General features: G+C 68.5%; 16 protein-coding genes and 1 pseudogene. 12 read left to right on the top strand and 5 right to left on the bottom strand.

All coding sequences use genetic code 11. The annotated features are described in order from the left end of the window. Positions 1 to 19 precede the first annotated feature (19 nt). Genes ACWF4Z_RS09020 through ACWF4Z_RS09000 form a run of 5 tightly spaced genes read right to left on the bottom strand, consistent with a single transcriptional unit; the run spans position 20 to position 8,667 of the window. Positions 20 to 1,981, bottom strand: a complete 1,962-nt coding sequence (locus ACWF4Z_RS09020; RefSeq protein ID WP_452242421.1) for an alginate lyase family protein — start codon at positions 1,979 to 1,981, stop codon at positions 20 to 22. Further along, positions 1,978 to 4,164: a bi-domain-containing oxidoreductase gene (locus ACWF4Z_RS09015; protein WP_452242420.1), complete on the bottom strand. Its 2,187-nt coding sequence runs from the start codon at positions 4,162 to 4,164 to the stop codon at positions 1,978 to 1,980. The genes ACWF4Z_RS09020 and ACWF4Z_RS09015 overlap by 4 nt, the downstream gene beginning before the upstream one ends. Positions 4,165 to 4,173: 9 nt before the next feature. Continuing rightward, positions 4,174 to 6,093, bottom strand: a complete 1,920-nt coding sequence (asnB, locus tag ACWF4Z_RS09010) for an asparagine synthase (glutamine-hydrolyzing) (RefSeq protein ID WP_452242419.1) — start codon at positions 6,091 to 6,093, stop codon at positions 4,174 to 4,176. 1 nt (position 6,094) lies between these two features. After that, on the bottom strand, positions 6,095 to 7,330 hold the full coding sequence (locus ACWF4Z_RS09005; RefSeq protein ID WP_452242418.1) for a glycosyltransferase family 4 protein: 1,236 nt from the start codon (positions 7,328 to 7,330) through the stop codon (positions 6,095 to 6,097). Further along, positions 7,327 to 8,667, bottom strand: a complete 1,341-nt coding sequence (locus ACWF4Z_RS09000) for a UDP-glucose dehydrogenase family protein (protein ID WP_452242417.1) — start codon at positions 8,665 to 8,667, stop codon at positions 7,327 to 7,329. Before ACWF4Z_RS09000 ends, ACWF4Z_RS09005 begins: the two co-directional genes overlap by 4 nt. 233 nt (positions 8,668 to 8,900) lie before the next feature. Between ACWF4Z_RS09000 and ACWF4Z_RS08995 the strand changes: the two genes are divergently transcribed. From ACWF4Z_RS08995 to ACWF4Z_RS08940, 12 genes and pseudogenes are all read left to right on the top strand, one after another. Next, a complete protein-coding gene (locus ACWF4Z_RS08995) occupies positions 8,901 to 9,965 on the top strand; it encodes an NAD-dependent epimerase/dehydratase family protein (RefSeq protein ID WP_452242416.1) in 1,065 nt (354 codons plus the stop codon). Then, a pseudogene (locus ACWF4Z_RS08990) lies at positions 9,962 to 10,165 on the top strand (class I SAM-dependent methyltransferase); the annotation flags it as partial. The gene ACWF4Z_RS08995 and the pseudogene ACWF4Z_RS08990, both read left to right, overlap by 4 nt. A gap of 114 nt (positions 10,166 to 10,279) precedes the next feature. Beyond that, entirely contained in the window at positions 10,280 to 11,206 is a 927-nt protein-coding gene (locus ACWF4Z_RS08985; protein ID WP_452242677.1) for a methyltransferase domain-containing protein, read from the top strand. A gap of 26 nt (positions 11,207 to 11,232) precedes the next feature. Further along, the gene (locus ACWF4Z_RS08980; protein ID WP_452242415.1) at positions 11,233 to 12,087 is read left to right on the top strand and encodes a glucose-1-phosphate cytidylyltransferase; all 855 of its coding nucleotides are present in this window, start codon (positions 11,233 to 11,235) and stop codon (positions 12,085 to 12,087) included. Further along, entirely contained in the window at positions 12,087 to 12,737 is a 651-nt protein-coding gene (locus ACWF4Z_RS08975) for a PIG-L deacetylase family protein (protein WP_452242414.1), read from the top strand. The genes ACWF4Z_RS08980 and ACWF4Z_RS08975 overlap by 1 nt, the downstream gene beginning before the upstream one ends. A gap of 14 nt (positions 12,738 to 12,751) precedes the next feature. After that, positions 12,752 to 13,879 carry a class I SAM-dependent methyltransferase gene (locus ACWF4Z_RS08970; RefSeq protein WP_452242413.1) on the top strand — a complete coding sequence of 376 codons (1,128 nt, stop codon included), beginning with the start codon at positions 12,752 to 12,754 and terminating at the stop codon, positions 13,877 to 13,879. Continuing rightward, positions 13,876 to 14,586: a class I SAM-dependent methyltransferase gene (locus tag ACWF4Z_RS08965; RefSeq protein ID WP_452242412.1), complete on the top strand. Its 711-nt coding sequence runs from the start codon at positions 13,876 to 13,878 to the stop codon at positions 14,584 to 14,586. The genes ACWF4Z_RS08970 and ACWF4Z_RS08965 overlap by 4 nt, the downstream gene beginning before the upstream one ends. Further along, complete coding sequence (locus ACWF4Z_RS08960; RefSeq protein WP_452242411.1) at positions 14,583 to 15,908, top strand: hypothetical protein; 1,326 nt, start codon at positions 14,583 to 14,585, stop codon at positions 15,906 to 15,908. Before ACWF4Z_RS08965 ends, ACWF4Z_RS08960 begins: the two co-directional genes overlap by 4 nt. Further along, positions 15,905 to 16,816: a glycosyltransferase family 2 protein gene (locus tag ACWF4Z_RS08955; protein WP_452242410.1), complete on the top strand. Its 912-nt coding sequence runs from the start codon at positions 15,905 to 15,907 to the stop codon at positions 16,814 to 16,816. The genes ACWF4Z_RS08960 and ACWF4Z_RS08955 overlap by 4 nt, the downstream gene beginning before the upstream one ends. Then, positions 16,813 to 17,757 carry a glycosyltransferase family 2 protein gene (locus ACWF4Z_RS08950; protein WP_452242409.1) on the top strand — a complete coding sequence of 315 codons (945 nt, stop codon included), beginning with the start codon at positions 16,813 to 16,815 and terminating at the stop codon, positions 17,755 to 17,757. The genes ACWF4Z_RS08955 and ACWF4Z_RS08950 overlap by 4 nt, the downstream gene beginning before the upstream one ends. Continuing rightward, positions 17,754 to 19,025, top strand: coding sequence for a polysaccharide pyruvyl transferase family protein (locus ACWF4Z_RS08945; protein ID WP_452242408.1), 1,272 nt, complete (start codon positions 17,754 to 17,756; stop codon positions 19,023 to 19,025). Before ACWF4Z_RS08950 ends, ACWF4Z_RS08945 begins: the two co-directional genes overlap by 4 nt. Beyond that, positions 19,022 to 19,582, top strand: coding sequence for a dTDP-4-dehydrorhamnose 3,5-epimerase family protein (locus tag ACWF4Z_RS08940; RefSeq protein WP_452242407.1), 561 nt, complete (start codon positions 19,022 to 19,024; stop codon positions 19,580 to 19,582). The genes ACWF4Z_RS08945 and ACWF4Z_RS08940 overlap by 4 nt, the downstream gene beginning before the upstream one ends. Positions 19,583 to 19,597 lie beyond the last annotated feature (15 nt).

Below are 19,597 nucleotides of genomic sequence, written 5' to 3'. Positions count from 1 at the left end.
GGACGCGGCGGAATTCTGGTCAGGACCGGAAGAGAAAAGTGCTGGTCGCGGGGGAATCCGGAGTGATCACACCGGTTCCGACCAGGGCGGTGATGGGGACCTTGTGGCCGAATCGCGGTGAGTACCAGCCCAGCAACGGATCGTCGCCACCGTGATGCGTGGTCCAGGTCAGACCGGGCGGCAGTTCGACCACTGCCGAACCCGTTGGCCATTCCAGTCGCCCGGCCGATCCGTCCAAGGCCACGGTCACGTCCGGTCCGAGGTGCCACGCGATCCGTACGTCGGCCGCCGCATCCAGGTGGTCCTCGACCCGCAGAACCCCACGATCGAGTACGGCGGTACGCCGGTGCGCGACCGGTGATTCGCTCGACAGGTAGCCGTCGTGGTCGGCGTCCCAGCTGACCGCTTCGCCGTCGACGGAGTACCGGCGTACGCGGCCTGTTGCCCCGCGCAACCAGAGGAACGGGCCACCCCAGGTGGACTGCTCGGCCCCGGCGACCTCGACGGTGTTGTGGCCGATGGTCGAGCGGAAGTAGTTCCGCCACTCCTCTTCGCCGTGGTAGCAGTACGTGCCTGGGTCAGCCAGGATGTCGACGCCGTCGACGCGCACCTCGAGCGACAAGGCGTCGCAGTGCGCGTGGGCCGCGATGGAAAGGAATCCGTGTGGACCGGCGTCGGCACGGCACCAGATCTCTGGGCCTGCGTCGCGACTGCGCAGGATCGTCAGGCCGGCGTCGTCGAAGTGGTCGGGTCGCTCGGCTGGGCGGTCGGCTTGCTGACCGTCGATCAGGGCGCCTACGAACACACTTGTCGCCGTGACCGGCGTATCCGGCCACCACGGCGCCGGACCGGCCACGGCGGCACCGAGGGCGAGGAATGCCGCCCAACTGTGGACATTCGGCGGGTCGATGACCAGGACCATGCCCTCGTCGTCATCGCCCTGCCGCGGCGGCCGCAGGGTGGTGTCGACGATCGCCGCGGCGACATCGAGGGTGCGTGTGAGCAGAGCCCACGTGCGCGGGCTGAGCGGATGACCGGAGGTGTCGGCCTCGAGAGCGGCGTACAGGCCGAGTTCGGAGACGAAGCGGTGGTAGTCGGTCGCGAGTTCGCGGTTCACGCCGGACGGGAAGGTGTTGGCCTCGAGCTCCTGCTCCAGCAGGGCGGCCGCGTCGTCGCGCCACTGCGCGCTCTTGGCGAACCACGGGAACGCGCAGGTGCCGACGAGCTGTCCGGCTGCCTCGGCAATCACGTGGTTGTTCGCCGAGGAGCCACGGCTCTGGAACACCGACAGGTAGCGCTGGTGCCAGTAGATCTGTCGCAGTGCGAGCTCGTTGTGCTCGAACAGGTCGGTGATCTCCGGCCAGTCGTTGAGGAGTCGGCGGATCCAGGTCCAGCTGATCAGCCGGAGACCGACCTCGATCCCGCTTGCCCAGTGGACGCCGGACAGGAACGGGTTCGATCGCCACCAGTCGTTCAGCTGGTCGGCGACGCGTTCGGCGTACGCGTCGTCGTGGGTCAGGGCCCACGCCGCCGCCAGCTGGGTCAGGTGGTGGTGGCGGGACAACTCCCAGACCTGCTTGATGTTCCCGACCGCGTCCTCGTTGCGGTGGTTCAGCTTGAACACGTACTGCGCCGGATCGGAGCGGCGGCCCGTGATCGGGTCGCGGAACCAGTCCGGCGCCTGCAGATCCGTCCGGTCCACGCCGAGCACTTCGAGCTTGCCGGCCATGATCGCGTCGGCGGTGTCGATCACGGCCTGACGTGCTTCGGCCGGTACGGCGCAGGCCGAGTGCGGCGGGAGCGTCGTACCGAAGGTCAGCTCTTTCCGCAGCGGGAGATCGACGTGAGTGTCCTGCCCGGGCCGGACCTGTTGGTAGGCCCAGGCAGTGCGGCGTCCGTGGTCACGGGTGCGCCAGATCAGCTCGGTGGGGGACATCCGGCGCAGCCGCCGGACGTACCAGCCCAAGGGCTGGCGGCTCACACGCTTTCCGGTTTCCCGCTGGCGAGGCTCCGGTCGACGGCGATGGTGGCGCGGGTGGTGGCGATCAGCGAGTCCAACGAGATCGGCATCGGTCCGCCGGACCTGACCGCGGCGACGAAGGCTTCGAGCTCGGTGCGCTGACCCTTGTCGGTGCCGCGGGCCTTGCGGGTCGCGGGCTTGCGGCCGGACCAGACCGAGGCGCTCTGGAAGTTGTCCAGCCGTCCGTTGCGGCCGCCGCCGGTGATGTCGATCGTCTCCTTCGGGAAGCGCGCGTTGCCGCCGCCGACGTAGCTGATCGTGCCGACCGAGCCGTTCGCGAACCGCAGCGTGACGACGACGTCGCCTGTCTCCGGGCCGGGTACGGCGTACACCTCGGTGGGCGGGCTGTTCAGCCACCAGCTCAGTGTGTCGATGAAGTGACCGCCTTCGCCGCCGAACCGGGTGCCTTCCTTGTCCGCGTCCAGGTACCAGCTGGTCGAGTCGAGCTTGCCGGCGTTCACCAGGTACCGCAGCGAGAAGTTGCCGCCCGGGTCGCCGAAGCGCTGCTTCAGGTCGGTCAGCAGCGGCGCGAACCGCCGGTTGAACCCGACCATCAACCGATCGTTGCCGGTGGCATCAACCGTCGCGACGATCCGGTCGACGTCCGCGGTCGTCAAGGCCAGCGGCTTCTCGACGAAGACGGCCTTCCCGGTCTCCAGCGCCCGGCAAGCCAACTCCGCGTGCGAGCTGTGCCGCGTCACCACGAAGATCGCGTCCAGACTCTCGTCGTTCAGCACTTCCTGCGCATCCGTGGAGATCTGCTCGAACCCGAACTTCTTCTGCGCATTGGCCGCCGACAACGACTTGTTGGTAGCCACCCGAGCCAACCGCACGCCCTGGTTGCCCTGCAAATGCGGCAACAACATGCTCGACGCATAATTCCCAGCCCCGACAAACCCCAACCGAGCAACGCCGGCGGAAGCCGGCCCTCCGGCCGGCTCCCGCCGGCGGGTGGAGTCCAGGCCCGACCCAACCCCAGCTCCGGCGCTCTGCGCCTCGCGGGTGGTGGGGTCTGTGGGGTATTCGAAGAGGAAGCCGACGCCGGGGAGGGATCCGGAGCTTAGTTGTTGGTAAACCTCGGTGGCTTCGGCGATGGGGAACTGGCCGGCGATGAGGGAGCCTACGTCGATCTGTTCGCGGGCGATCAGGTCGATGAAGCATTCGAGGTTGCGGCGTTCGGTCCAGCGGACGTAGCCGGCCGGGTAGTCGATGCCTTGGAGCTCGTAGCGATCGTCGTACCGGCCGGGCCCGTAGGAGCGGGAGAAGCGGACGTCCAGTTCCTTCTCGTAGTACGCGTTCCACGGCAGGTCGAGCTTGGTCTTGCCGATGTCGACCACCCGGGCGCGGTCACGCGCCAGCCGGGCCGCGGTCTCGACCGGACCGTTGGAATGACCGCCGGCCGACAGCAGGATGTGGTCGGCGCCGAGCCCGTTGGACACCTCGAGCAACGAACGCTCCAGCGACGCGACCCCGGCCTCGTCCGGCGACGAGCACGCCAGCGCGCCCGCCTTCTCCGCCATCCGGCACCGCTCCGCGACCGTGTCGATCCCGAACACCCGCACCCCGGCCGCAACCAGCAACCGCACCACGAGCTGCCCGACCAGACCCAGCCCGATCACCACAGCCGTGTCGCCAAGCTGCACCTCAGCCTGCCGCACACCCTGCATCGCGATCGCACCAACAGTCGAGAACGCCGCCTGCTCGGCCGGCACCCCATCCGGCACCGGCACGCACAGGTTCAACGGCACCCAGTTGTACTCGGCGTGCAACGCGAACTCGTTGCCCGCGGCAGCAACCAACTGCCCGACGCTGAACTCCTCAGCACCAGCGCCGACCTCGACAACCACGCCACACAACGAGTATCCGAGCGGTGTGTAGGAGTCGAGCTTGTTCATCACCTTCTTGTAGGTGTTGACCGCACCCTGCTGCGCCACCGAGTCCAGCACCTTGCGGACCTGGTCCGGCCGCGCCTTCGCCTTGCCGACCAGTGAAAGCTTCGCCTCGCCGACCTTCATCAGCTCGGTGCCGGTCGAGATCAGCGAGTACAGCGAACGGATCAGCACGCCACCGGGCGCACAGGTGGGCGAAGGCACGTCCAGCACAACCAGCTCACCGGACTTGTAGTTCTGTGCAACCTGCTTCATGTCCGTCCTTCACAAAGAAGTAATGGTGACGCCCAAGGACCGCATGTTGCGGGTCCAGGTCTCCAAGGTCAGCAACTGCCAGATCTGCTTCGAGTAGTCCTCACGACCGGCGCGCTCGTCGTCGACCAGTCGCTGTACGGCGGCCTGCTGCAGGAACCCACTCCCGACGAGCTCCCCACGCAACAGCGTGTCGTCGACCAGTTCGCGCAGGTCGTTGCGGATCCACGCCCGCAACGGCGCGCTGAACGACGCCTTCGGCCGGTAGATGATCTCCTTCGGCAACCACGCCTCGGCCGCCTTCTTCAGCGCGAGCTTGCTGACCCGCCGGTGGATCTTGTCGCTGCCCGGGATCGAGAACGCGGCCCGCGCCACGATCGGATCCACGAACGGCGTCCGGACCTCGGTCGACGCGGCCATGCTCGACCGGTCGGTGTAGGCGAGGTTCAACCCGGGCAGGAACATCCGCGAGTCGGCCAGGCACATCCGGTTCACGTGGTCGTCGAGCGTGGTGTCGTGGTAGATGTCGCTGTGCTCGGCCAGCAGCTTCCCGACATACGGCTCCAGGTCCGGACTCAACAGACCGGCCAGCTGGTCCCCGTCGTACATGGTGTAGCTGCGCCGGAACGCGGTCTCCTCGGACAGGTTCGCGAAGGTCTCGAACCGCTTGGCCCAGCGCGCGTACCGCAACCCACGGCCGTTCAACGTCACCGGCAGCCGCCGTACCGTCGGCCCGATCAGACCGTTCCGCAGTACGCCGGGAAGCCGCTGGTACTGCGCGCCCATCACACACGCCAGATGCTTGCGGTAGCCGCCGAACAGCTCGTCCGCACCCATCCCGGACAGCAGCACCTTCACCCCGGCATCGCGCGCGGTGTCGCACATCAGCAGCGTGTTGATCGCGGCCGGATCACCGATCGGCTCGTCGAGGATGTCCACGATCCGCGGCAGCAGCTCCACCACGTCCGGCGCGATCTCGATCTCGTGCAGGTCGATCCCGAACTGCTGCGCCACCTTGCGCGCGTAGATCGCGTCGTCCGGCATCGCCTCGAGCTTCTGGTCCTGCGCACGGAAGGTGATCGTGTACGAGTCGACGCCGGGGTCGAGCCGCTTGGCCAGCACAGTGACCAGGCTCGAGTCGAGACCACCGCTCAGGAACGTCGAGATCGGTACGTCGGCCACCATGTGCGCGGCGACCGATTCCTCGATCACCTGCCGCAGATCCGCCGGCGGCCCGGCCGCGGCCTCGGTCGCGACATCGGTGACACGCCAGTACGTCTCGTGCCGCATGCTGCCGTCCGGCCGGAACTCGGCCCACGATCCCGGCGGAAGCTTGTCCACGCCGTCGATCGCGCACCGCTGTTCGGGCAGCCAGTAGTACAGCATCGACGCGATCAGCGCGCCGGGCTCGGTGCGGAGCTCCGGACCGACCGCGGCGACCAGCGCCTTCAGCTCGGACGCGAAGACGACTCCGCCCTGCCGGCGCAAGAAGTAGAGCGGCTTGATACCGAGCGGGTCGCGGGCCAGGTACATGCTGCCGCTGTCCTCGTCCAGCATCGCGAACGCGAACATGCCGCGGAACCGCCGCAGCGCGTCCGGACCCCAGCGACGCCAGGCCTCCAGCACGACCTCGGTGTCGGAGTTGGTCCGGAAGGAGATGCCCGAGTGCGCCAGCTCGGCGCGCAGTTCCTTGTAATTGTAGAGCTCGCCGTTGTAGCAGATCGTCAGGCCGCGCTTGGTGAACGGCTGGTCCGCGCCCGACGACAGGTCGATGATCGACAGCCGCCGGTGCGCGAGGTGCGCCTGGACGTCACCGTCCTCGAACCGGTAGACGTGCGCGGCGTCCGGACCGCGGTGCGCGATCCGGTCGCTCATCGTCTCGGCCAGCGCGTAGCCGTCGTGCTGCTGGTAGCAGCCGGCGATCCCGCACACCTCAGGACCCCGTCGCCCGGGCGACGTCGCCGATGTGGCTGACGTGACCGGTCAGCTGGTCGTACACGCCCAGGTACGCCTTCCGCTGGTGCTTCCAGGCGAGCGTCTGCTCGACCCGCTCGCGACCGAACTTGCCCATCCGCCGGCGACGCACCTCGTCGTCGAGCAGCGTGACGATCGCTTCGCCGTACAGTTCGACGTCGTTCGGCTCGACGTACACCGCGGCCTCGTCGGCCGAGACCTTCGTCTCGACCAGGTCGAATGCGACGACCGGGAGCTCGAAGGCCATGTACTCCATGGTCTTGTTCATCGTCGACACGTCGTTGAGGGGGTTCTTCGGGTCTGGCGAGAGCCCGAGATCCGCAGTCGACATCACCGCACGGACCGTCTCGTCCGGCACTCGGCCGGTGAACTCGACGTGGTCGGCCAGGCCGAGTTTGTCCCGTAGCGCGACCACCTCGTCGAACGAGTCGCCGCCGCCCATCAGCGTGAATGCGATATCGGTCCGGCCGAGATCGTTGACGATGTAGTCGGCCGCGCGAACGACGATGTCGACGCCGTCCTGCGGACCCATCACGCCGATGTAGGTGACCAGGTAGCGGTGACCGCGGCGGAGCGTCTCGTCGACGGCGGACGGGTCGCGCTGCAGCTTGTCCGGGTCCGGCCCGGTCCGGACCACGGTCACGTCGTGGTTCGCCTTGCCGCTGCGGGTGATCGCGATCCGCCGGTACGAGTCGTTCGTCGACGTGACGTGATCGGCCGTGCGGTGCGTCCGCCGTTCGAGGTAGCGCAACCCTTTGTACGGAAGGCTCGTCGTACCGCCGAAGCGGGACTGGAAGAGCTCCGGACACAGGTCGTGGTGATCGAAGACGAACTTCGTCCGGTCCAGCCGGCGTAGCAGCATCGCGATCGGCCAGAAGATGTCCGGCGGGTTGCACGCCTGCAGTACGTCGAAGTGGCCGGCCTTGCGGGCCCGCAGCACCAGCCGCAGCGTCATCAGGAACGAGTACGCGTACTCCGCGACGAACCCGATCTTGCTGCCGCCGGGGGAGTAGGCCTTGTACTGATGGACCGCCACCCCGTCGATGACCTGGTACGACGGATCGCCCGGCCCCTTGGGGCACACGACGGTCACGTCGTACCCGGAGGCGGTCAGGGCCTTGCACTCTTCCCACACGCGGCGGTCGAACGGCACCCACAGGTTCTGGATGATGATCAGGACGCGCGGACCGCTCACCAGCCCACTCCTTCGTATCCGGGCAGTGCCTCGATGTCGTCGCCGAGACGGCCGCTGAGGTCGATGATCCGAGCCGGGGGTTCGCTCAGCAGCGCGTTGACGGCCGCGGTGTCGGTGGCCGAGACCAGCGCCAGGTCGGCGCCGCGGAGGGCGGCTTGCGGGTCGTCGGTCAGCACCCGCTGCAGGTGCGGCAGCTTCGACGTCACGTGTCGTAGGTTCGCGCCGACCAGGCGGGACGGGTTGACGATCGCGTCGTAGATGCGCAGGTTGTAGCCCTTGCCGATGAGGCGCTCGGCCAGCTCGACGTTCGGGCTCTCGCGCAGGTCGTCGGTCGCGTGCTTGAAGCTCAGGCCGAGCAGTGCGATCTCGCGGCCGGGGCCGGCGATCACGCGGTCGACGACGTCGCTGACGGTCCGCTCGTTGGTGGCCAGCGTGCCGGCCAGCAGCGGGAGGTCGGTGTTGTTGACGCGGGCCAGGTGCAGCACCGAGCGGAGGTCCTTCGGCAGGCAGGAGCCGCCGAACGCGAAGCCGGGCTTGAGGTAGTACGGCGAGATGTTCAGGCTCGTGTCCTGGACGAAGAGCCGCATCACCTCGCGCGAGTCCACCCCGTAGTTGCGAAAGATCCGGCCCATCTCGTTGGCGAACGAGACCTTGGTCGCGTGGAAGGCGTTGCACGCGTACTTGAGTGCTTCCGCCGTACGAACGTCGACTACCTGGACCTCGACGCCCAAGCCGCGTCTTTCGAAAACGAAGGCGAACAGGTCGGTCAGAGCGGTACCGACCGTCGGGTTCCGGGTGCCGACCACCACGAACGGCGGGTCGTAGAAGTCCGCCAGTCCCGATCCCTCGCGGAGGAACTCCGGCGTCATCGCCGTCCCGTAGGTGAGCCCCTCCGGCGGCGGTACGTCGGCCAGGACCTGCTCGACGACCTCGTCGACCGTGCCCGGCGGGACCGTGCTGCGGACCACGATGCTGTGGAATCCCGACGCCGACGGGTTCACCACGTGCGCGGCCTCCGCGATGTCGCGGACCGCACGCCGGATGTAGGTCAGATCGGTACTGCCGGCCGGTGTCGACGGCGTTCCCACACAGATCAGGGAGACGTCGGCGCGCTCCAGCGCGAGACGCGGATCGGTGGTCGCGTGCAGCTTGCCCGCGGTAACCCCCGCCGCCACCAGTTCGTCCAGACCCGGCTCCACCACCGGGCTGTGCCCCGCGGTGATCGGATCGACCTTCGCGGTGTCGACATCGACTCCCCAGACGTCGTGGCCGTTCGCCGCGAGGCACGCGGCCGTCACCGACCCCACATACCCCAAGCCGAATACGGCAACCTTCATAGCGCCCCCCACAGGCTCATGACGCAGGCGTCCCCTGCGTATGTCAGCGCAGAGGAGAGCACCCGCAGCCCGCCGCTGATACACGACCCCCCGAAATTGGCGGAAAGTATTCAGAGTCACCGAACGTGTCCGTCCAGCAGGTCCCGGGCTTGAATCCGAATCGGATGTATCAGGGGGCCGGCTCGGTGATCTGTTGTAGCGGACAGGGGAATCGAGGCAGGGGAGTGGGGCGGATGAGGGTTCTGGTCACCGGGGACCGGGGGTACATCGGGGCCGTGATGGTGCCGTTCCTGCGGGATGCCGGGCATCAGGTGGACGGGTTGGACACCGGGCTGTACGAGGGGTGTGACCTGCTGGGAGGTCCGGAGCCGATCGGCGACCGGCGGCCCCGGGACATGCGGGACGTGACCGCGCGGGAGCTCGAGGGGTACGACGCGGTGGTCTGTCTGGCCGCCCTGTCGAACGACCCGCTCGGCAACCTCGACAAGGCCGCGACCTACTCGGTCAACCTGGACGGCACGCTGAACGTCGCGCAGGCGGCCAAGGACGCGGGGGTCGAGCGCTTCCTCTTCGCCTCCTCCTGCAGCCTGTACGGCGCCGCCGGATCCGAAGCCGTCGGCGAGGACGCCGAGATGTTCCCGGTCACGGCGTACGGCGAGACCAAGGCGCTGGCCGAGCAGGAGCTGGCGAAGCTGGCCGACGACAACTTCAGCCCGACGTACCTGCGCAACGCCACCGCGTACGGCGCCTCCACGCGCCTGCGCCTGGACATCGTCGTGAACAACCTGACCGCGATCGCGATGACCAGCGGCCAGGTCCGGCTCGAGAGCGACGGCACGCCGTGGCGCCCGCTGGTCCACATCGAGGACATCAGCCGCGCGTTCCTGACCGTGCTGGAGTCGCCCCGTGAGGTGATCCACGACCAGGCCTTCAACGTCGGCCGCTCCGAGGACGTCGTCCAGGTGCGCGACATCGCCGAGATGGTCCGCGCGGCCGTACCCGGCTCGACCCTGTCGATCGCCGACGGCGCCGGCCCGGACCTGCGCAACTACAAGGTCGACTTCGCCAAGCTCAACGACACGTTCCCGGACCTGAAGCTGCAGTGGACGGTCAGCAAGGGCGTCGACCAGATGTACGACGCCTACCAGCGCCACGGCCTCACCTTGGACGACTTCAACTCCGCCCAGTTCGTCCGGCTGCGCCGGATCCAGCAGCTGCTCGGAGCCGGTCTGGTCGACGGCAACCTGCGCCGGCAGACCGACGCGCAGTTCCCCGGCCCGAAGGAGCTGAACCGATGACCGAACCGATGACTGGCTCGATCGCCTGCCGGATCTGCGGCCACGAGCTGACCCGGACCTTCGTCGACCTGGGCATGTCGCCGCCGTGCGAGAGCTACCTGCGCGCCGACCAGCTCGACAGCGGTGAGACGTTCTACCCGTTGCACGTCCGCATCTGTGACAACTGCCTGCTCGTCCAGCTGCCGGCGTACGTCGCGGCCGACGACGTGTTCAGCGACTACCTGTACTTCTCGTCGTATTCGACCAGCTGGGTGGAGCACGCCCGCCGGTTCGTCGTCGACATGCAGGAGCGCCTGGACCTCGGCGCCGAGAGCCTGATCGTCGAGGCCGCCAGCAACGACGGCTACCTGCTGCAGCACGCGACCGCGCTCGGCATCCCGGTGCTCGGGATCGAGCCGGCCGCGAACATCGCCAAGATCGCCAACGAGAAGGGCATCCGGACCGAGAGCTACTTCCTCGGCGAGGAGACCGGCACGGACGCGGCCGCCCGGCACGGGCAGGCGGACCTTGTCGTCGGCAACAACGTGTTCGCGCACGTGCCGGACATCGTCGACTTCGCCAAGGGCCTGCGCGCGCTGGTGAAGGACGACGGCCTGGTGTCGCTGGAGTTCCCGCACCTGCTCCGGCTGATCGAACGGCGCCAGTACGACACGATCTACCACGAGCACTACCAGTACCTGACCCTCAAGACCGCCGCGCTGGCTCTCGAGATGGCGGGCCTGAAGGTGGTTGACGTTCAGGAACTCGCCAGCCACGGCGGATCGCTGCGGCTCTTCTCGACCCCGGTCGAGACGGCCGGCGAACCGACCGAGCTGGTCGGCAAGGTCCTGCAGGACGAGGAAGACGCCGGCCTGCACACGGTCGAGGGCCACGACGGCTTCGCCAAGGACGTCTTCGCGATCAAGGCCGACCTGGTCACCTTCCTGGTCCAGGCCGCCCGCGCCGGCAAGACGGTCGCCGGGTACGGCGCGCCCGGCAAGGGCAACACGTTGCTCAACCACTGCGGTATCCGTGCGGATCTGTTGCCGTACACGGTCGACCGGAGCCCGCACAAGCACGGCATGTTCCTGCCGGGCACGCACATCCCGATCCACGCCCCGGAGCGCCTCGCCGAGACACGCCCCGACTACATCGTGATCCTCCCGTGGAACCTGCGCGAGGAGATCGTCCACCAGCTCGGCTACGCACGGGAGTGGGGCGCGAAGTTCGTCGTACCCATCCCGCGCCTCGAAGTCATCTAAAAGGTGTTGGGGGGAAGGGAAGTCAGATGAAGGTCGTGATCTTCTGCGGGGGTCTGGGGCTGCGGATGCGCAGCGGGGTGGACTCCGCACCGAAACCGATGATGACGATCGGCGACCGGCCGGTCCTGTGGCACATCATGCGGTACTACGCGCACTTCGGCCACACCGAGTTCATCCTCTGCCTGGGCTTCGGGGGAGCCGCGGTCAAGAACTACTTCCTCAACTACGAGGAGACCGTCTCCAACGACTTCGTAATGACGAAGGGTGGCGAGCACATCGAGCTGCTCGACTCCGACATCAGCGAGTGGAAGATCACCTTCGTCGACACCGGCATCGACACCTCGATCGGTGAACGGCTGCGGCGGGTGCGGCCGTTCCTGGAGGACGACGACGCGTTCCTGGCCAACTACGGCGACGTGCTCACCGACGCGCCGATGGACAAGATCGTCGACCACGTGATGACCAGCGACATCACCGCCAGCCTGCTCGCGGTGCCACCGCAGGCGTCCTTCCACACGGTCGAGTTCGGCACCGACTCCCGGGTCACCGGGCTGCGGTCGGCGGTCGACCTGAACGTCTGGATCAACGGCGGGTTCTTCGTCATCAAGAAGGAGATCTTCGACGTCCTGAACGAGGGCGAGGACCTGGTCGGCGACGCGTTCCCGCGGCTGGCCGCGATGCGCAAGCTGGAGGCCATCCCGCATCACGGGTTCTGGGCGCCGATGGACACGCTCAAGGAGCGCAGCCAGCTGGAGGAGCTGTACCGCTCCGGCAAGAAGCCGTGGGCACTGTGGAGCCACCAGGTCCGGCAGCAGCAGGCACAGGTGCTGGACAAGGAACCCACGGCGTCGGCGGACGTGCCGGTAGTGATGGCGATCTGATGCTGCCGTTCCAGCTCGGCCTGATCGACGGGCCGATCCATCTGGTTGCCCTCGGCGCGCATCCGGACGACATCGAGATCGGCTGCGGCGGCACGCTGCTCAAGCTGGCCGAGTCGGTACCGGAGCTGACCGCCGAGTTCGTGATCGCGACGGGGACCCCGCTGCGGCTGGAGGAGGCCCGCCGCGCGGCGGAGCTGTTCCTGCCCGAGTGCGCGGTGACGATCACCTCGGCCGAGTTGCCCGACGGCCGGTTGCCGTCGTACTGGAACGAGACCAAGGAGTTGCTCGAGGCGACGGCCAGGGGGAGCCGCAAGCCTGATCTGGTCTTTGCCCCGAGCAAGCACGACGCGCACCAGGACCACCGGCTGATCGCCGAGCTCGCGCCGACGGTGTGGCGCAACCACTTGGTACTGCACTACGAGATTCCCAAGTGGGACGGCGACTTCGGCCGGCCGTGGCTGTACGTCGAGCTGACCGAGGAGCAGCTGCGGGAGAAGGTGGCCCGCCTGCACAAGGCGTACCCGTCGCAGGTCCCGCACGACTGGTTCGACGAAGAGGTCTTCGCCGGGCTGGCCAGGCTGCGCGGGATGGAGTGCCGGGCGAAGTACGCCGAAGCATTCACCACTGGCAAAGCGGTAATGACATGGTGACCGGAGGGGACCAAGTGAGCTTCAAGTGTCGTGGGTGCGCGAGCGAGAACGCCGTACCCGTGGTTGATCTGGGGGAGCAGCCCTGCGCTGACCTCTTCCCGGCGGCGGACACGCCGGGGCCGGATCCGCGCTGGCCGCTCGAGCTGTGGCTGTGCCGGGACTGCACGCTGGTCCAGCTCGGCCCGGTCGAGGCCCAGATAGCCGAAGAGCCGCTGGCCGTGGAGTCCGCGACCAGCCGTGCGCACGCGGAGTCCTCGGTGAAGGAGATCCTGCGCGACTACCCCGAGCTGCTGGGCGGGACGGTCTTCGAGTTCGGCAGTCCGCACGGCGGCTCCTGGCTCGACCATCTCCAGGCCGAGGGGTCGCGGGTCGTCGGCGACGCGGAGCAGGCCGACCTGGTGATCGACGTACACGGGATCGTGCACGAGCCGCAGTACGGCGACAGCCTGAAGCTGCGGGCCGAGCGGCTCGCCCCGGGCGGCCTGCTGGTGATGGAGTTCCACCACCTGCTGCCGCTGTTCGTCGGCAACCAGTTCGACACCATCCGGCACGGCCACTGGGCTTATGTCTCGCTGCGTGCGCTGCAGAACCTCGCCGGCCGGCACGGCCTCACGGTCGAGTCGGTGCGCCAGGTCGAGATGTACGGCGGCAGCCTGATGGTGATGCTGCGGCACACCGCCGACGCGAAGCCCGATCCGTCCGTCGATGTGGTCCTGGAAGACGAGGACGCCGCCGGCATCGCCGACGAGGTCCAGCTCTCCAGCCTGCAAGAGGCCGCTTGGCACGCCGCCGGCGCGCTGCACGACGAGCTCACCCGGCACCAGATCGCCGGACGGACGGTGCTCGGGTACGGCGCTCCGTCGAAGGCGCCGGTCCTGCTGGACCTGAGCAAGATCACCACCGACCTGCTGCCGTTCACGGTCGACCTGGCCCCGGGAAAGCACGGCCGCCGGATCCCCGGTGGCGGCATGGTTCCGATCCGGCCGATCGACGATCTCCGGGCCGCTCGCCCGGATGTCGTGCTGGTTCTGACCTGGGACATCGCCGACGAGGTGATCGCCCAGCTCGAGGCGGGTGGCGGCTGGGGTGCGACGTACTTGGTCCCCTTGCCCGAACCACACGAGGCGGTGAGGACCCGATGATGCGGAAAGTACTGCGTGGCCTGCGGCGCCCGCTGGCGAAGGTGCCGGCGGTCCACCACCTGCGGTGGCGGGTCACCTCGCGCAAGAACTTGTTCAGCCAGGTGTACGAGACGGCCGGCTGGGACAGCACCGAGTCCGGATCCGGGACGGGGTCCGAGCTGCGCGCGACCGTCGACATCCGCGAGCGGCTCTCGGAGCTGCTGACCCGGCTCGACGCGAAGTCGATGCTCGACGCGCCCTGCGGCGACCTGAACTGGATGCAGCACATCGACCTCCCGGTGCAGGAGTACTACGGCCTGGACATCGTGCCGAACGTGATCGCGGAGAATCAGCGGCGGTTCGCGAACGAGCAGCGCCAGTTCGCCGTCGCCGACCTGACCCGGGACAAGCTGCCGGAAGTCGACGTGGTCCTGTGCCGGGACTGCCTCGTGCATGTCTCGTTCCAGGACGCGGCGGCCATCCTGGCGAACTTCAAGTCCACCGGTGCGACCTGGCTGCTGCTGAACACCTACCCGGACGTCGAGGTCAACCGCAACCAGTTCACCGGCCGGAACTGGCGGCGGCTGAACATGCAGCTTCCGCCGTTCAACTTCCCCGACCCGATCGAGTCCTTCCCGGACGGGGGCGAGGTCGACCCGAACCAGATCTCGCTGTGGCGGCTCCAGGACCTTCCGGCCGTCCGGCACAGCGGTGCGGGCAGGCCATGAAAGGAGTCCTGCGCCGCCTCACCTGGGGACTGGCCGACCAGGCTGTTACCAGCATGGTCAGCTTCATCGTCGGCATCGTCGTCGCCCGCTCGCTGGGCGCGGTCGAGTTCGGTGCCTTCAGCCTCGCGTGGGTGACGTACGGCGTCGTGGTCAACGTCTCTCGCGGACTGGCCACCGACCCGTTGGCGGTGCGGTTCAGCGGCGTACGGCGGTCGCACTGGAAGACCGCCGTCGCGAGCTCGTCGGGGATGGCGATCGCGGTCGGCCTGGTCCTCGGCGCGATCTGTGTGGCGGTCGGCGCGGCCCTGGGTGGACGAACCGGCGCGGCCTTCATCGCGCTGGGGATCGTGCTGCCGGGGCTGATGCTGCAGGACAGTTGGCGGTTCGCGTTCTTCGCGTCCGGTCAAGGTGGCAAGGCGTTCGTCGCCGACATCACCTGGGCGTTGGCGCTCGTTCCACTGCTCTACCTGGCGTCGCACCACGCCAGCGTCACGCGGTTCGTGCTCGCCTGGGGTGCCGCCGGCTGCTTCGCCGCGCTGGTGAGCGGTCTCCAGGCCGGCGTCGTGCCCCGGTTGTTCCGGGCCCGCGGATGGCTGCGGGACCACCGCGATCTCGGGCTGCGCTACCTCGCGGAGAACGTGACCATCAGCGGCGCCTACCAGCTGAAGATGTACGGCCTCGGTGCGTTCGCCGGGGTCGCCGCGGTCGGCACCGTGCGCGGCGCCGAGATGATGCTCGGCCCGTTCTTCATCGTGCTGTCCGGTATCGGCCTGGTCGCGGTACCGGAAGCGGCGCGAGTGCTTCGCCGGCGGCCCAAGTCCCTGCCGCTGTTCTGCATCTTGCTCGGTGGCGCGCAGGCGGCCGCCGCACTGGCCTGGGGCCTCGCGCTGCTGATCGCACTGCCGGACGCGTGGGGTCACGCACTGCTCGGCCAGGTGTGGCTGACCGCCTCCGCATTGTTGCTACCAGCAACCTTGTCGGTGATGTTCGCCAGCTTCTACACCGGCGCCTCGGCCGGCCTGCGAGCACTGGGTGTCGCGCGGCGGAGTCTGCGCGCGCAGCTGTACGCCTCGACGGCCTACCTGATCGGCGGTGTCGGCGGCGGTGTCCTCAACGGCGCTCTCGGGTCGTCCTGGGGAGCGGCCTGCGCGACGTTCGTCGGCGCGATCGTGTGGTGGTGGTACTTCGGAGTCGGCATCCGCGAGCGCTGGGCCGAGCTGGCCGCCGGGAAGGCTCCGGTCCAGGTGCCCGACGACCTGCCTGCCGAGGTTGCCCTCACCGAGCCCGAACTGCAGGAGCTGCCGGAAATGAGGAGCACGTGAGCGCGGCACCGCGGCTCAGTGTCGGGCTGCCGGTCTACAACGGGGAGCGGTACCTGGCCGAGTCCCTGGACTCGCTGCTGGCCCAGACGTACCCGGAGTTCGAGCTGATCATCTCGGACAACGCGTCGACCGACGCGACCGAGGAGATCTGCCGCGACTACCTGGCCAGGGACGCGCGGATCAGCTACTACCGCCAGCCGGTGAACATCGGCGCGACGCCGAACCACAACTGGACCTTCGAGCACTCCCGCGGCGAGCTGTTCAAGTGGGCGTCGCACGACGACCTGTACGCGCGCGACCTGCTGCGCCGCTGCGTCGACGCACTCGACACGGACCCCGCGCTCGTCCTTGCGCACTCCTGGCAGGCGATCATCGACGCAGCCGGCGACGTCGTCCTCACGGTCGACTATCCGCTGGCCACCGCGGACCCGCGCCCGCCGGAGCGGTTCCGGAGCATGTTGTTCACCGTCGGCGGCGACGACTTCTACGGAGTGATCCGCTCGGACATCCTGCGTCGTACGCCGCTGCACGGCAGCTATCACCACGCGGACCGGACGCTGATGGCGGAGCTGGCGCTCAACGGCCGGTTCTACCAGGTGCCCGAGGTGCTGTTCTTCCGGCGCGACCACCCGGACCGGGCCGAGCGGGCCCGGCCGACGATCCGGTCCCGCGCGGCCAACATGGAGCCCCGGCGCGCACACCGGTGGAGCAACCCGACCGCGCGGTTGCTCGCCGAGTACGTCGGTGGCTTCGTCGGCGCGATCCGGCGGGCACCGCTGTCGTCGGCCGAGCGGCGTCGTTGCTACGGACACCTGGCCCGCTGGATGGCGAGCCGGGCGGTGCGGAGATCGTCGGAGCGGATCGAGGACAGTGCCCCGGTGGCCTACCAAGAAGTGAGGAATTCATGAACGCGGTACCGCGGCTGAGCATCGGCCTGCCGGTCTACAACGGAGCGAAGTACCTGGCCGAAGCCCTGGACGCGCTGCTCGGGCAGACGTACACGGACTTCGAGCTGATCATCTCCGACAACGCGTCGACCGACGACACGGAGCGGATCTGCCGCGAGTACGTCGCCCGGGACGCGCGTGTCCGGTACATCCGGCAGCCGGTGAACATCGGCGCCTCGCCCAACCACAACGTGGTCTTCACCGAGTCCCGGGGCGAGCTGTTCAAGTGGGCGTCGTACGACGACCTGTACGCCCGGGACCTGCTCGAGCGGTGCATCGAGGCGCTCGACGAGCACCCGGACGCCGTCCTGTGTCACTCGTGGAGCGCGATCATCGACGCCGCCGGTGACATCGTCGCGAAGGTCGGCTACCCGCTGACCACCGACTCACCGGACCCGGTGGAGCGGTTCCGCAGCCTGCTGTTCGACGTCGGTGGCGACGACGACTACGGCGTCATCCGCTCCGACGTCCTGCGCCGGACCGCGCTGAACGAGAGCTTCTACCACGCCGACCGGACGATCGTGGCCGAGATCGCCTTGCACGGTCGCTTCCACCACGTGCCGGCGTCGCTGTACTTCCGCCGCGACCACCCGGACAGCGCCCTCCGGTCGAACCGGACGATCCGCTCCTGGTGCGGCAACCTCGACCCGCGCCGGCGCAACAAGCTCCGGCACCCGGTGATCCGGCTGCTCGCCGAGTATCCGCTGGGCTACGTGCGCGCGCTGTTCCGCGCGCCGCTGACCGCAGGTGAGCGCTTCCGTTGCCTCGGGCACCTTGTGCGCTGGATGACGAGCCGTGCGGTGCCGCCGTCGCGGCGCCGGCAGGACACGCCGGTGGAGCAGGTCGACGAAGTCGTTTCGGTGGCCAGGGTGGTCGCGGGCCAGGGGGGACGGCTGGCATGACCGACACCACTGTCTACACCAACCGCCCGCTGCGGATCGGGTTCTTCGGTCTGCTCGGCTCCGGCAACCTCGGCAACGACGGTTCGCTCGAGGCGGTGCTGGCGTACCTGCGCAAGGCCTACCCGGACGCCGAGATCGACTTGTGCTGCGACGGGCCGGAGGGGATCACCGAACGGTACGGTCTGCCGGCCATTCGCCTGCACTGGAACCGTGAGGAGTACAGCACGGCCAGCAGTCTGCGGGCGATCGCACTCAAGGGCGTCGGCAAGCTCGTCGACGCGTTCCGGACGATGTCCTGGGTGCGGCGTCACGACGTGGTGATCGTGCCCGGTATGGGTGTGCTCGAAGGCAGCCTGCCGTTGCGCTGGTGGGGCTTCCCGTACTCGCTCCTGCTGCTGACCGCGTCCGGCCGCCTGGTCGGGACCAAGGTCGCGCTGGTGAGTGTCGGCGCCAACACCCAGGGCGTGCGGATGACCCGCCGGATGTACACGCGGGCGGCCCGGCTGGCGGCGTACCGGTCGTTCCGCGACCAGCTGTCGAAGGATGCGATGCGCTCCACCGGGCTCGGGATCGACGACGACCCGGTCTACCCGGACCTGGCCTTCTCGCTGCCGATCCCGGCGATGCGGTCGACCACTGCGCCGGGCGAGCCGACGACCGTCGGCGTCGGGGTGATGACCTACCACGGCACCAACGACGACCGCGACCGGGCCGACGAGGTGTACGCCGAGTACGTCGCGAAGATGAAGCGTTTCGTCAACTGGCTGGTCGATCAGGGGCACCGGGTCCGGCTGCTCACCGGTGACCGTGAGGACGAGCTGGTCTCGGCCGAGATCCTCGCCGACCTGCGCACGAACCGGCCTGAACTGGACCCGTCCTGGGTGGTCGAGGACCCGCCCCGCACGCTGGACCAGCTGATGGACCAGATCGCGTCCGTCGACACGGTGGTCGCTACCCGCTTCCACAACATCGTGTCCGCGCTGATGCTCTCGAAGCCGACCGTCTCGATCGGGTACGCCGCGAAGAACGACGTACTGATGGCCGACATGGGCCTGGCGGAGTTCTGCCAGAGCATCCGCACGCTCGACGTGGACCGGCTGATCGACCAGTACACCGCGCTGGAGTCCCGCCGCGAGGTCGTCGGCGCGGCCATGGACGAGCGCAACGCCGTCAACCGCCGGCTGCTCGAGGACCAGTACGCCGTCCTGTCGTCGACCGTCTTCCCGGTCCGGCCGGTGCACACCCAAGCTCTGGAGGGCTGCTCATGAAGGTCACGCCGGTACCGGAGGTGTCCGGGGTCTACCTGTTCGAGCCGACACCGCACGTCGACGACCGCGGCTTCTTCAGTCGCACCTTCGACGCCGAGATCGCCCGCTCGGTCGGCATCGACCCGGACGGGTTCGCGCAGGACAGCTTGTCCCGCTCGCGCCGGGGTGTGCTGCGTGGGATGCACCTGCGCTCCGGGCTGGGTGAGGCCAAGCTCGTGCGTTGCTCGGCCGGTCAGGTCTTCGACGTCGTCGTCGATCTCCGGCCGACGTCGCCGACGTATCTGGGCCAGGCGCACTTCACGCTGTCGGGTGAGACCCAGGCGTCGGTCTACATCCCGGCCGGGTGCGGCCACGGCTTCCAGGCGCTGACCGAGCCGGCCGACATCGCCTACCGGATCGATCGCCCGCACGACCCGTCGGAGGACGTCGTGATCGCGTACGACGATCCCGACCTCGCCATCGCGTGGCCACTGCCGGTCACGCTGATGTCGGCCCGTGACCAGCGGGCGCTGTCCCTGAAAGAACTGACCGGCTCGGACGTTCCGAGCGTTCGCTGATCGACGACCACGCTG

The sequence above is a fragment of the Kribbella sp. NPDC055071 genome, assembly GCF_053608045.1.
Note: the sequence above shows the minus strand (reverse complement) of the source record. Positions and strands in the feature narration are given on the sequence as shown.

Coding starts and splice junctions, on each gene's coding strand:
- ACWF4Z_RS08960 (WP_452242411.1), top strand. CDS start 14,583: ATGAAAGGAGTCCTGCGCCGCCTCACCTGGGGACTGGCCGACCAGGCT.
- ACWF4Z_RS08950 (WP_452242409.1), top strand. CDS start 16,813: ATGAACGCGGTACCGCGGCTGAGCATCGGCCTGCCGGTCTACAACGGA.
- ACWF4Z_RS08995 (WP_452242416.1), top strand. CDS start 8,901: ATGAGGGTTCTGGTCACCGGGGACCGGGGGTACATCGGGGCCGTGATG.
- ACWF4Z_RS09015 (WP_452242420.1), bottom strand. CDS start 4,164: ATGAAGCAGGTTGCACAGAACTACAAGTCCGGTGAGCTGGTTGTGCTG.
- ACWF4Z_RS08980 (WP_452242415.1), top strand. CDS start 11,233: ATGAAGGTCGTGATCTTCTGCGGGGGTCTGGGGCTGCGGATGCGCAGC.
- ACWF4Z_RS08940 (WP_452242407.1), top strand. CDS start 19,022: ATGAAGGTCACGCCGGTACCGGAGGTGTCCGGGGTCTACCTGTTCGAG.
- ACWF4Z_RS08965 (WP_452242412.1), top strand. CDS start 13,876: ATGATGCGGAAAGTACTGCGTGGCCTGCGGCGCCCGCTGGCGAAGGTG.
- ACWF4Z_RS08975 (WP_452242414.1), top strand. CDS start 12,087: ATGCTGCCGTTCCAGCTCGGCCTGATCGACGGGCCGATCCATCTGGTT.
- ACWF4Z_RS09000 (WP_452242417.1), bottom strand. CDS start 8,667: ATGAAGGTTGCCGTATTCGGCTTGGGGTATGTGGGGTCGGTGACGGCC.
- ACWF4Z_RS08945 (WP_452242408.1), top strand. CDS start 17,754: ATGACCGACACCACTGTCTACACCAACCGCCCGCTGCGGATCGGGTTC.